Raw genomic sequence first — 13,864 nt, forward strand, 5'->3', positions numbered from 1 at the left:
GTAAGGATAATTTTGATTTAATATCGTTAAATTTGTCAAAAACTAATACTTCGATGTTTATGAAAAATATATTAAAATTCATACTGGTTTTATTATCTTTTCTTTCTCAAGCACAAGGAAACCTAAAAGCATCACTCGATAAAGTTAAAAATTATGTAAAAGAAATAAAACTAGAGAAAACTTCTGTTAATCAGCAATTTAGCTACGATGATAAAGCACCTTACGATATAAAAATAACTATCACCAACACGGATTCTAAAGGCAAAAATAACGAAGAAATGTACGAATTCAATCTTGGTTTGATGGGCGACATAAAACGTAGTGCATCAAGTAAAGAGATGAAAGTTGAACTTTCATCGCAAAAAAACTTAAAAGTTATTCGTTATACTAAAGGTGATGAAATGCAGAATTACGAAAACAAAATCGAGCTTCTTTCTGATAATATTGATGACGCTCGTGAGTTAGAAAAAAATCTAAAGGATGCCATCATAGCAGCAAAAACTGCTTGGGAAAGTTCAATCAAGTTACCGAAAGAAGATTTAAATGCATTACAATCTTGGTTCGAACAAAATATAAAAGATGTGACAGCCGAAAAAGTATCTTTCAAACAAATCTTCAAAAAATCAAGTATTTATAAAGACCATGCTTCGATTAGTTTTGAAGAAAATGATGGTAAAAAAACAGTCGAAATGAAGTCAGATTTTAGTTGGGGCGACCTAAACGAAGGAAGTGCCGAACTAAAAATAAGTGGAAAAGAAATTTATGTAAGTGCCAAATCAAAAAATGATTTTATACGAAGTCAACAAGGTAGCGTGATGAAAGGCTATGACGACGAAATAAAAATTTATGCTCAAACTCCAAGCGAGGGTAGTGTTTTGTTGATAGCAATTCAGAAAATCATTCCCGCTGCCAAAAAAGAATTACAAGCACGTTTACCAAAAGTGGCTACGAAAGAAGATGGTTTCAAAATTTTGAAAGACCGAACTAAAGATTTTAAAGTAAATGAGTCAAATTACATACAAAAAATTTCTCCTTCATGCCTTACAACCTACAATTTAAAGTCAGAAATAAAAAGCAAAATACTTGACCAGACATTTAAATTTAACTTTGGTGATTTATTTGACTATAAACTTTCGGTTTCTAAGGAGGTCATAAAAATTACAGCAAAAGTTCTTGATAATAAAAAGTTTATTCAATACACAAAAGATGGTGCATTGCAAAACTATGATAATAGTGTTGAATTTATTGTCGGCGACCTCGAAGATGCTCGTTACTTAGCCGAAGCAATGCCAGTCGTTTCAAAAGGTTGTAAGAGTAATGTTGCAGCAAGTGACTTTAACTATTTAACGAGTAAATTAAAATCAATCGAAAACCCAAGGCAAGACTTAATATTGCAAGATGACACAGACAAATGTAAATGGAAACTCACCTCTACGTTGGCTGAATCAAAAAAATCGGTTGAATCTATTTCAGAATGGAATCTTTACGATATTGATGCTAAAAAAATTGACATCGAAGTTTCTGGTAAAACTGTTGGAATAACCGCTTACACTCTCAACAAAGAAAAATTTATCAAACTCACAAAAGATAATAAACCTGGTTTTTCAAGCGAAATAAATTTCATCGTAAATGATGTTGAAGATGCCCAAAAAAGTCTTGCTACTTTTAGAGCATTGGTAGAAAGTTGTAAAAAACAATAATTTCCTCTAAGTAGTTGATAGATATACGTTTAACTCTCTGATTCTTCACAAATATTTTATGTGGATATTTATGAAGAATCTCAAAACTTTCATTAAATTGCCTTACAAATAATATAACCGCTAATCTTTAAATGTTTTATGAGCAGGAAAGTTTTAGTTTTAAATGCCGATTATAGTGCTTTAAGTATTTGTACCGTGCCAAAGGCTTTTTTATTGGTTTATCTCGACAAAGCCGAATTAGTATCCGACTCTCCAAAAGGTACACTTCGGACAGTCGATAAAAGTTTTCCGCTCCCCTCTGTCATAAGGCTTCATCATTACGTCAGTTTGCCATTCAAAGGTGTCATGCTCAGTAGGCAAAACGTATTTAGGCGAGACGGAAATAAGTGCATTTATTGCGGAAGCCACGACGACCTCACACTCGACCACGTTTTACCTAAATCAAGGGGCGGAAAAACAAACTGGGACAACCTCGTAACCGCCTGCCGCCGCTGCAACTCCCGCAAAGGCGACCTCACCCCCGAAGAAATGGGCTTCTCTCTCCCCAAAAAACCTTACAAACCTTCTTTCATTATGTTTCTCCGAGATTTTGCTGGCTCGATTGAAGAAAACTGGATTCCTTTTTTAGGAACAAAAGAACGAGCGTAAGTCTTAAAAATATATATAAATTTTCGATAGAAAGCCACTCGATAACTTTAATATTGAGTGGCTTGTATTTTTGCAATAATTATGGTTTATCTTGCAAAGATTCTATTTTACTCCAACTTTTAATCAAAAATACTCAATAATGCCTTCTACTAATTTTGATATAACAGGATTATCCCAACAAGAAGTACTGAAAGCCAGAGAAGCATTCGGACAAAATAGTCTGAATTTCAAAAAAGAAAATGGTTTTTTCGAAGCCCTAAAAAGTTTAGCGAAAGAACCTATGGTACTTTTGCTATTGGTGGCATCGGTAATATATTTCATCAGCGGCAATTTTGGCGATGGTATTTTTCTAGCTTCAGCCATTGTATTGGTAGCTACCATTTCTCTTTATCAAGATTCAAGAAGCCGAGATGCTCTAGAAAAACTCAAAAATTTTACTCAACCAACTTGCAAGGTTATTCGAGAAGGTAAAGTGGAAGAAATAAATAGCGATGATTTAGTGATTGGTGACTGTCTAATGATTGAAGAAGGCACATCTATCGCCGCCGATGGCGTTATTTTACGTGCTAATGATTTTTCGGTAAATGAATCAATTCTTACGGGCGAATCTCTTTCGGTTTATAAAGACCAAAGCAAAGAAGATAATTTTGTTTTTCGTGGAACAACTGTTGCAAGTGGATTGGCCATTGCTAAAATTACAGCTATTGGAAGTGAAACCAAATTAGGAAAAATAGGAAAAAGTATTGAAAGTATCGCTGAAGAAGAAACTCCTTTGGAATTACAAATCAGTAATTTCGTAAAAAAAATGGTCATTGTTGGAGCAATCGTTTTCATCATTGTTTGGGCTATTAATTATTTTAAATCGTACAACATTTTAGATAGTTTGCTCAAAGCACTTACACTCGCCATGAGTATTCTACCCGAAGAAATCCCTGTGGCTTTCACAACTTTTATGGCTTTAGGGGCTTGGCGATTGATGAAAATGGGTATCGTAGTGAAACAAATGAAAACCGTTGAAACGCTCGGAAGTGCCACCGTCATTTGTACTGATAAAACTGGAACTATCACCGAAAACAAAATGTCATTGGCAAAGATTTTTGTATTAGGGTCGGATAAAATATCAGAGCCAAATAACACGCTAACTGATGCCGAAAAAAACTTGATAGAAATTGCTATGTGGTCGAGTGAACCTATTCCTTTCGACCCGATGGAAATTGCTCTACACGGAACTTATGCCCAAATTATTTCGCAAGACGAACGCCCCAATTTTCAATTAATCCATGAATATCCGTTGGAAGGAAAACCGCCAATGATGACGCATATTTTTGAAAATAAAGTTGGTAAACGCTTCATTGCAGCCAAAGGTGCTGCCGAGGCATTGATGGCTGTGAGTAATTTAACTGAGCTAGAAAAGGAAAAAATAGAAGAAATAATCAACACTTTAGCACTTGATGGTTATCGAATCTTGGGCGTAGGAGAAGCTCATTTTGAAGGCAATGATTTTCCTGAAACTCAACAACAATTTAAGTTTACATTCAAAGGAATTGTTGCTTTTTACGACCCTCCAAAAAAGAATATTCACGCAGTTTTAAATAGTTTTTATAAAGCGGGTATTTCCGTAAAAATCATCACAGGTGATAATTCAGCTACAACAACTGCTATTGCTAAACAAATTGGTTTTAAAGGGCATGAGCGTAGCATCACGGGTGATGAACTGATGAGATTATCGGAAACTGAGTTACAAAAAACAGTACTTGATACAAATCTTTTCACTCGAATGTTTCCAGAAGCAAAACTTAAAATTATCAATGCGTTAAAAGTCCAAAATGAAATTGTAGCCATGACAGGCGATGGTGTTAATGATGGCCCTGCACTGAAAGCAGCTCATATTGGCATTGCGATGGGTAAAAAAGGTACTGAAATTGCCAAGCAAGCGGCTTCTTTGATTTTAGTTGAAGATGATTTATCGAAAATGGTGGATGCCGTTGCGATGGGTCGAAAGATTTATACAAACCTCAAAAAAGCTATTCAATACATTATTTCGATTCATATCCCAATTGTGCTGACGGTTTTCATTCCATTGGCTTTGGGTTGGTTATATCCAAATATTTTTTCACCTGTTCATATTATCTTTTTGGAGTTAATAATGGGGCCAACTTGCTCAATTATTTATGAAAATGAACCTATGGAAAAAAATACAATGACGCAAAAACCACGACCTTTCACAACTACTTTTTTTAGCTGGAAAGAGCTTGCTACCAGCGTATTACAAGGTTTAATGATAACATTTGGCACTTTGGCGGCTTATCAATTTTCGGTAGCAGAATCGTACGATGAATCGCTTGCTCGAACAATGGTTTTCACCGTTCTTATCGTTGCCAATATCTTTTTGACATTAGTTAATCGTTCATTTTACTACTCAATTTTTACAACTTTACTATATAAAAACAACTTAGTTTTATTCATTATTGGTATCACGATTGCTATTGCTGCTGCATTGATTTATATCCAACCTTTGGCACATTTCTTTGGTTTTTCACCAATTAATTTCACGCAGATAGCAATTTGTGTGGGCATTGGTTTTGTATCAGTAATTTGGTTTGAAGTAGTAAAATGGTGGAAGAGGCAAGTAAAATAAATTGCATTAATATCATGCTTCATTATTTTCAACAAAGCACTTTAACAAAATTTGGCAAAACAAGCACGGACTCTATAACTATTCTTTGAACTTATTGTACAATTATACAAAAGAACGTTTTTTCTCATTATAATGACTTATTTTTGCATATATTATATGAGTAACAGGTCGGATGATGAAGAAAGTAATGTTTACGGTTTTTTTGCTGATAATTAAGTTTTCGGTCTTTTCACAAAATATAGCACTCAATAACTATCAAGAAGGGCAAGATAATTGGGAAGTTCTGCTCACGCCATTGGTTGAAGTAAATGATATGTTGAGGCACATTTACAGCGACCCTTTCAAGGAAAACTTTATTAATGCCATTCCAGCGGGTTATCCACTCAGAAAAGCTGTAAATATCAATTCTTTTTATGGATTTCGTAATCATCCCGTACATCAAGTAACGATTTTTCATCGAGGAATCGACTTAAAAGGAGCAACTGGAGAAAAGGCTATCGCAACTGGCGATGGTGATGTGATCGAAACGGGCTTTAAGACAGATTTAGGAAACTATATCAAAATTAAACATTGCTACGGTTTTGAGTCAATTTATGGGCATTTAAGCAAAATTTCAATCAAGAAAGGGCAGCACGTGAAGCGTTCTCAGATTATTGGTGAAGTAGGTGCAACTGGTACGGTTACAGGACCACATTTACATTATACTTTAAAGAAAAATAATCAATACATCGACCCTTTTGATTTTCTGTTCATGGACTTTGAGCGTTCTTCGGTTTCACTCAAATAACAAAAATAATCACATTATTGACGCATTAATTAGTTCATGAATGCGTTTTCTGATTTTTAATGTATTGATTTTATTATTGGCCGAGCTTGGATAAACTCGATTGGAGAGAAAAATAAAAATCAATTCTCGTTCGGGGTCAACCCAAACTACTGTTCCTGTAAAACCCGAATGTCCAAACGTTTTGAGCGATGCATCAATTGCAACAACGGGTTTATCATCTCCTTCTTCAGGTTTGTCCCACCCTAATCCACGATGACTTCTTTGTGTATAATTTTTAGCAAAATGAGGCACAGTTCCAGAAAACAAAATTTGTCTTCCACCATAATATCCTTTCTGCAAATTCATCTGAAAAAGTTTTACCAAATCACTCACATTACTAAAAATACCAGCATGTCCAGCAACCCCACCGAGTAGAGCGGCGTTTGGGTCATGCACCGTTCCTTGAATTTGTGAACCTCGAAATATAACATCATTTTCGGTTGGAGCGATGTTTGTTTTTGAAAACCTCGAAGTTGGATTATAAAGCGTTGAAGCCATTCCTAAAGGCTCATAAATATTTTGCTCAACAAACTCATCCAATGGTTGATTCGTAATTCGTTCAACCATTTTTTGCAGCATTATCAAGCCTAAATCACTGTAAGTAAAACGATAACCGCCTAATTTATCATATACATTGATTAATTTTGATTGCGTTACCCATTTCCAAACAGAATCCCTAATTGCTGGTGTAATATACAGATTATCAGCAACTTGTAGGCTTAGACTATCTTTGGAAAAACGATAATATTCTGATTTAAAAGCCCCAACGGACTTAGTTTTTTCCCAAAAAGGAATAAAAGCAACCAAACCCGCTTGGTGCATCAGAATATCCGAAACCAACATATTCTCTTTATTAGAGCCGCGTATTTCGGGTAAATATGTGGACGCCTTTTCATTCAAATCAATTGCACCTCGTTCGTTTAACATCATTACGGCTTGCAAGGTTGCCGAAACTTTGGTCATTGATGCAATGTCGTAAAGTGTTTGGTCGTTGACTCGTGCATCCAAATCGTACTGAAGTGTTCCGAAGTTTCTGTTATAAACTATTTTCCCGTTTCTAGCGACCAAAACTTGACATCCTGGAAAAGCATGATTGCTGATTCCTTGCTGAACTATTTGACCTATTTCTTCTAATTTTTTGGCATTCATTCCCACTCTTTCGGCCGACCCAAACGAAACTCTACCGAGGCGTTCGGTCTGAATTCCGCCACCCATTTTTTGTTCATAAGACACCGAAACTGGCAGTTTCCCATTGGCTGAAATTGCCCCAAATAATATTTGTGGAACAACCCGTTGCGAAGCAATTTCATCTTCATAGCCACAAACCAAATTTGGTACACCATCATACAATTTCATACCATAAGGATTTCCAAAACCAACAACCACAACCTTTGTTTTTAATCTTAATTGGTTAATAAATGCAATTGTAGCAGGCGAAACACCATAATTTCGGTCGCCTCGACTGTTCATATCATGAACGCTTATCACTACAACCTTGTATTTTGCAGCTTCTTCAAGCACCCAAGCTACGTCTTTGTCGGATGCAGGCTTATAAGGCACAGCAAAATGCTTAAAATTAGCATATTGACTGAGCATTTTTTGAAATTCGTTGTTATATTCTGCACTAATGGCTACCGATGCAAAAGTAGTTGTGTCGAGGTTAACAAAAGGCAATAAATTGTCTTGATTTTTAATAATAGTGACTGCTTGTTCAAACAGTTCAGTCTTTAAATCAGTTGCTTTGGAGCTGTTCAAATCACTACCCAAATTTGCCAATTCGATAGGTTTATAATTATTCAGCCCAGCCCAAAATTTGGCTTTCAAAATCTTTTTCACACGGACATCCAATTCGGCAGCTTCAATTTGTCCACTTTCAACCGCTTGTTTGATTCGATTAAAAGCCGCAGGCAGGTTTCCCGATTGAAGCAAAATATCATTTCCTGCTAAAAAAGCTAGAAATTCTGGTTCTCCAGCTTGGAGTCCAGCCGTAATTCCACGCATATTCAAGGCATCTGTTACGGTTAAGCCTTGAAAACCCATTTTTTCTTTGATTGTTTCGGTAACAATTTTGCGAGAAATTGAGGTCGGTGTATTCGTTCGTGGCTCTAAAGCTGGCACAAACAAATGTCCTGTCATTACACTTGCCACACTATCGGCGATGAGACGGCGAAAAGGGAATAATTCTACTTCGTTCAATCTATCAATTGTCTGACTTACCCACGGAAGTGTTCGGTGCGAATCTTGGTCAGTATCACCATGCCCTGGAAAATGTTTCGCACTTCCCATGACATTATATTTTTTCATTCCTTTGATATACATTGCTCCTTTTTCGGCAACATTATATTGAGATTCTCCAAATGAACGATAATTAATAACTGGATTTCTTGGGTTTGTGTTGACATCTACCGACGGGGCAAAATTAATGTGAATACCTAAACGCTTGCACTGATAGCCCACTTCTTCGCCAAATCTTTCGATATAATTATTATCTTGAATAGCTCCGAGTGTGATTTGTTTTGGAAATTCAATTACACTATCGAGACGCATTCCTATACCCCATTCGGCATCAATACCAATCATCATCGGAATACGAGAAATCTGTTGGTAGCGATTGGTCAATCGAGCCTGACGATATGGCCCACCTTGAAAGAAAATCAAACCTCCAATGTGGTAGGTTGCAATGTTATTTTCAACTTGTTGATAGTACGTTTCAGTACGATTAGAAAAAGTCGCAATCATAAACAATTGTCCAACTTTCTCTTCGAGCGTCATAGTTGCTAACAAACTATCTGCCCAACGTTCTTGACGAGCGAGATAATCAGGTGGATTTATTTTTTTTGGTAAGATAAACGAACTAAAAATCGTTAATAGGCTTCCAGCAAAAGTGAACCAAAATATTTTTTTACTAATAGTCATAAGCATTTTTTACCACCTAGATAAAAAGAACACAAAGCCACACTTCATATTGGGTCAGTGCAGCTTCGTGTTCGGTTTCACCTTTATGATGAATGAATTATTTTAATCAATCTCAATAACAACCCCTTTTGAAAGTGGGTGAGCAACACACGTGAGCATTAATCCACGTTTGATTTCTTTTTCTGTCAAACCATCTTCTTCATCCATTTTAATTTTTCCTTCGGTGCAAGTGCCCATACAAGCCGTACACATTCCAGCTTGGCACGAATACGGCAAATCAATATCTAAGTCTAAAGCTGCCTCCAAGATTGTTTGGTGAGGTTTTACTTCAAAATCGTATTCGTTACCGTTATATTTTACTTTCACGGTTTGCGTTTGAAGCGACTCATCTATTTCTTCGGGTTCGCCCTCAACCATCGCAGTATGGAAGTTTTCTTTATGAATTCGGTCTTTCGAGACATTGTAAATGCCCAAGCCGTTCATTACGTCTTCCATCATACCAATTGGACCGCATAAGTAAAACTCATCTTTGGCAAAATCAGTATCAGATTCTTTCATTAATCGAATAGCAATTCCTTGGCTGATTCGTCCTTTATGGCCAACCCACAAATCAGAAGGATTGCTCAATAAATGATGAACGCTCAAACGCCTGCCATATTGAGTTTCGAGTTCTTCAAGTTTATGTTTGAAAATAATAGAATCTTCACGACGGTTTCCATAGATAAGCGTTACACGCGAATTTTGCTCCATTTTAAGGATAGATTTTGCAATCGACATCATTGGTGTAACTCCACTTCCTGCGGCAAAAAGCACTACGTGGCGAGTTTTATCAGCGTTGGGTTCAACATGAAAGTTGCCCATTGGCTCCAAAACTTCTAAAAAATCACCAACTTTTACGTTATCATTTAGATAGTTTGAAACCAAACCCCCAGTTACACGCTTTACGGTAATACCAATTGACGTATCGCTGTGAGGTGAAGTTGACATCGAATAACTACGACGAACTTTTTTACCTGCTTCACCTGCTGGAACGATTACTGTAATAAATTGACCAGCTTTATATTTGATTTGCTCACTTAATGGATGCCAAAAATAAATTGTTACGCTGTCAGAAGTTTCTTGTACTACTTCTTTTACTTGGAGAAAATACGTTTTTAATGACATTTTGAATGATTATTATTTACAGTTTATGGACTTCAAGCCGTGAAATTATGTTTTTTTATTTTAAAACCATAAAATAATACGCTCGCCAAAAACCATTGTCCATCGACCGTGGACTTACCAACTAAAAAATTACTACCTTCTTAACAACTTCTTGTGATGAAGTGTTTATTTTCAGAAAATATTGTCCATTCGTCAGATGACTTGTATTGAGTTTTTCTTGTTGAAAGCCGCCTGTTGAGTTAATATTCTTTTGCTCAATTATCCTTCCATTCTGGTCCAAGAAGGTAATGGTTACTTGCTTATTAGGCTCTGCTTCAAACGATATTTTCAATTCTTCTCTTACCGGATTTGGATAAATATTTACACTACTTTCCTTTGATATTTCATTGGCCAAAATCGGATTAACTTTTACTTCAGTCTGAGCTATTCCCGAACAATTATTAGTATCTGTGATTTTTACGGAATATGTTCCTGACGCATTTACACCAATATTCAATATGCTTGGATTTTGTGTTGTTGCAGCAAAAGCATTGGGTCCAGCCCATTCATATTTCAAGGGAGCTAAACCGTTACTTGTGGAACTACTTAATTTCAGTAATTCTCCTTCAAAATATGGTCCTGTATTGCTCGCTGTTGCTAATATTTTTATTAACTGAATCAGTATTCCATTTGACGAAGCACTCTCTTTGCAGCCCGTAACACTACAAACAGCGGTATAAGTTATGTTTTCGGCAGGAGAAATGGTAATTGATGTTCCTGACGAATTATTCGACCATTTTAATAATCCTCCCAAACAACTGCTCGACGACAAAGTTACTTTTTCACTTGTACCTGCACAAATAGCTAATTTATCGGTTGTAATGACTGGAATTTCGACTTCACCAATGTTTATATCAATCGTATTTGTACTTTCAATAATTGGTGAGGTAGAAATAACTTTGATTTTATAAGTACCCACCTCTAATCCTTGAATAGTTTTTACATTCACGTTTTTTCTGTTGTCTTTTCCTATTTCAATGGCTTTATCAAAACTACCCGTTTTATCAGAAAGTAATATTCTGAACGAGTTGTCAAGATTAAAATTACCACCCGAGGTAGCAAAGGATACCGTAAAATTTTGTCCCGCACAAAAACTATTGGCCACAATTGGAGCAACACTGATAACAGGCGGTTGTTCAAAGCCGTATTTTCCTGTTTCGGTAAAATAATTTGTATATAAATCAACCGAACCACCACGTCCGTCTTCAAGTTCTTTGTTACAACCGTACAAAAGAATTACACCACCTTTCGGGTGCGGTATAAGTCGATAATCACTAAAAAAAGTAAAATCTTTTATTGCTACCCCATCTTCACCAAATCTTACATCTCCATTGGCATCAATTCGCTGAATTGTCAAATCATAACCAATCGTTTTGGGTTTAAGCCACAATGTATATGCTCCGTCTTTGCCATCGGGAACAAGCTTATTAGGCAAAAAATACGGTTTATCTGAGCGTGGAGTAAAGACATCATTTTTCCAAACAATATCTCCATTAGCTTTTATTTTAGCTTTTTGAAAAGGTCTTGCTCTATCGCCAGTGTCAATCCATGTCGCTATACCGCCACCATCGCTTGTTGGGACAACTTGTACATCAAAAGCCGTATTTGAGCCAAGATTCACGCCATCAGTTCCCCAAATACTTTTGCCTTCTTTGCTTACTTTATGAGCAACCACTATTTTTTTATCTTCACCCGAAAGTGTTCGTCCCACAATGGCATTTCCTTCTGTATCAACTTTAAATAAATCAATTCTAGAATTACCAGAAAACGGATTTTTATAAAAAGCCGCCGCCGAAATGATTGGCTTATTTGTTGCATCAAAAGTTTGGTATAAATAATCAGCCGACACATCTTTTATCAGAGCGATAAACTTATTGTATTTTTCATCATACAAAACCTTAGTTTCCAAACCTTTAGCTTCTAGTAATTTTGTTTCATTTTCAACTACTTTTCCTGCATAATCTAGTTTTTTTGTATAAACGATATTTTCGTTAGAAGAGCTATTATAATTATTAAAAGTAAATTGCAACTGACCATTTTTTAGGTCATTCAACTCCATTACTCCATCATTTGCATCGTAGCTTGTTAGCTCTTGTTCAGTTACTTTTATGCCATCAGTTGCCCATTGCTCTTTGCCATCGCTCGAAATATATTGTGCATATAAATTTCTACGCTCAGTCTTAACCAAATCAAAGCAGCGATGCCAAGCAATAAAGGCTCCACCTTTTCCATCGGGTTTGATTAATTTTGGGGTATAAATAAATGTACTTCTGTCTAAAATTTTTCCAATTCTGAGACCATCTTTTGTCCATTGAACCACGCCTCTACTATCGAGCTTCTGAGCATACAATTCTATCTTATCATCTCGATAATCAGCCCAAACATAAAAACTGTTTCCTTCTGTATCAATCGAATAAAGAATGGCATATTGAAAGTTCGGAGCAGCACTTACCATTGAAGGAGTCGGGTCATTAAATTTCCACTGAGCTACACTTATTTGAAGTGATAAAATGGCAAGAAAAATGCTCCAAACAAATTTCATACCTTTACTTTTATTTTTTGGGTTAGTACATTTCATGAGGGATATAGGCTAAATTTATGTACAAAAATACGGTCTTATCTTCATATCAACTAATTAGATATAAAATAATTCACAAGTTTTTGCTTTTATCAAAAGATATTTATAATTTTGCAGCCCCAAAATACCACCCTCGTAGCGTAGCCCGTTTGTTCGAGGGAACATCAAGTTAGGGAGGCAAACTGTTTCCGGAGTGTAGCCAAGTGTTGTTTCAACACCCCATAACTTATCGAAAAAAGTCATCGAAAATCAGTCCTAGCTTTTGGGGGTAAAGGCTGAAAAATAGATGACAAATGCTTTTTTCAAACGTTGTGGCGTACTGACGCTTCGGCGTACAAACTTTTAAAATAATAAAACAGTGAAGCATTTAAGTTACAAAACGATTTCAGCTAATAGCGAAACCGTTAATAAAGAATGGGTAGTTATTGATGCTACCGACAAAGTATTAGGTCGTTTGTGTAGCCAGATTGCGAATATTATTCGTGGCAAAAACAAAACAAACTTTACTCCTCACGTTGATTGTGGCGATAACGTAATTGTTATCAATGCTGAAAAAATACGTTTGACAGGTAAAAAAATGACCGATAAGGTTTATACTCGCCATACAGGACACCCAGGCGGACAACGTTTTGCTACTCCACGTGAGTTAATGGCGAAAGACGGTCGTCGTGTGGTAGAAATGGCCGTAAAAGGTATGCTACCTAAAGGTATTTTGGGACGTCGTTTATATACAAATTTGTATGTTTACGTAGGGCCAAATCATCCTCACGCTGCTCAAACGCCAAAAACGATTGAGTTATAATTCTCAGCAATAAGGTAGATACGAGCTGTAAGATTTCTAAAATCTTTTCAACTCAAACTCTCTTCTTATTAACTGAAAACAATCCTTTATTAATCTCAGAATATTTTCAAATTCTATATACAAATGCAAGTTATCAACGCAGTAGGTAGAAGAAAAACAGCCGTAGCCCGTATCTACATGAAACAAGGCAATGGTGAAGTTTCTATAAATGGAAAAGGTTTGACGGAATATTTTCCTTCAGAAATTCTCCAAATCATTTTAAACCAACCGTTTACTACAACAAGTACGGCTGGTCAATACGATTTAAAAATCAATGTAAACGGTGGTGGAATTGCAGGACAAGCGGAAGCTGTTCGTATGGCAATTTCTCGTGCTTTGTGTGAAGCAAATGCAGAAAATCGTCCAGCGTTGAAAAAAGAAGGTTTCTTAACTCGTGATGCACGTATGGTTGAACGTAAAAAACCAGGTCGTAAGAAAGCACGTAAGAAATTCCAATTCTCGAAACGTTAATATTATTTACGGATTACGAGATGCAATTGACAAGCTTTTATTT

The 13,864-nt window shown here is 36.1% G+C and carries 9 protein-coding genes; 6 read left to right on the forward strand and 3 right to left on the reverse strand.

Features of this window, described 5'->3' with window-relative positions; genetic code table 11:
* The first annotated feature begins 59 nt into the window (after window positions 1–59).
* The 4 genes from MJQ71_RS13100 to MJQ71_RS13115 all read left to right on the forward strand — a co-directional run bounded on the left by MJQ71_RS13100 (window position 60) and on the right by MJQ71_RS13115 (window position 5,773).
* Window positions 60–1,700, forward strand: a complete 1,641-nt coding sequence (locus tag MJQ71_RS13100; protein WP_238807075.1) for a hypothetical protein — start codon at window positions 60–62, stop codon at window positions 1,698–1,700.
* A gap of 138 nt (window positions 1,701–1,838) precedes the next feature.
* Entirely contained in the window at window positions 1,839–2,348 is a 510-nt protein-coding gene (locus MJQ71_RS13105; RefSeq protein ID WP_238807076.1) for an HNH endonuclease, read from the forward strand.
* Window positions 2,349–2,487: 139 nt separating this feature from the next.
* Window positions 2,488–4,986, forward strand: coding sequence for a cation-translocating P-type ATPase (locus MJQ71_RS13110; protein ID WP_238807077.1), 2,499 nt, complete (start codon window positions 2,488–2,490; stop codon window positions 4,984–4,986).
* A 172-nt stretch (window positions 4,987–5,158) separates the two neighbouring features.
* Entirely contained in the window at window positions 5,159–5,773 is a 615-nt protein-coding gene (locus tag MJQ71_RS13115) for a M23 family metallopeptidase (RefSeq protein ID WP_238807078.1), read from the forward strand.
* Between the two features lie 9 nt (window positions 5,774–5,782).
* On the opposite strand, the gene MJQ71_RS13120 is transcribed toward MJQ71_RS13115, so the two are convergent.
* The 3 genes from MJQ71_RS13120 to MJQ71_RS13130 all read right to left on the reverse strand — a co-directional run bounded on the left by MJQ71_RS13120 (window position 5,783) and on the right by MJQ71_RS13130 (window position 12,473).
* Window positions 5,783–8,728, reverse strand: a complete 2,946-nt coding sequence (locus MJQ71_RS13120) for a serine hydrolase domain-containing protein (protein WP_238807079.1) — start codon at window positions 8,726–8,728, stop codon at window positions 5,783–5,785.
* Between the two features lie 102 nt (window positions 8,729–8,830).
* A complete protein-coding gene (locus tag MJQ71_RS13125; RefSeq protein ID WP_238807080.1) occupies window positions 8,831–9,892 on the reverse strand; it encodes a ferredoxin--NADP reductase in 1,062 nt (353 codons plus the stop codon).
* A 121-nt stretch (window positions 9,893–10,013) separates the two neighbouring features.
* Entirely contained in the window at window positions 10,014–12,473 is a 2,460-nt protein-coding gene (locus tag MJQ71_RS13130) for a T9SS type A sorting domain-containing protein (RefSeq protein ID WP_238807081.1), read from the reverse strand.
* 394 nt (window positions 12,474–12,867) lie between these two features.
* Here MJQ71_RS13130 and rplM point away from each other — a divergent pair, with 394 nt between their 5' ends.
* Entirely contained in the window at window positions 12,868–13,311 is a 444-nt protein-coding gene (rplM, locus tag MJQ71_RS13135; RefSeq protein WP_238807082.1) for a 50S ribosomal protein L13, read from the forward strand.
* 123 nt (window positions 13,312–13,434) lie between these two features.
* Window positions 13,435–13,821 carry a 30S ribosomal protein S9 gene (gene rpsI / locus MJQ71_RS13140; protein ID WP_238807083.1) on the forward strand — a complete coding sequence of 129 codons (387 nt, stop codon included), beginning with the start codon at window positions 13,435–13,437 and terminating at the stop codon, window positions 13,819–13,821.
* Window positions 13,822–13,864 lie beyond the last annotated feature (43 nt).

Source organism: Emticicia aquatica (genome assembly GCF_923079645.1).
In the GTDB taxonomy this organism is placed as follows: Bacteria; Bacteroidota; Bacteroidia; order Cytophagales; family Spirosomataceae; genus Emticicia; species Emticicia aquatica.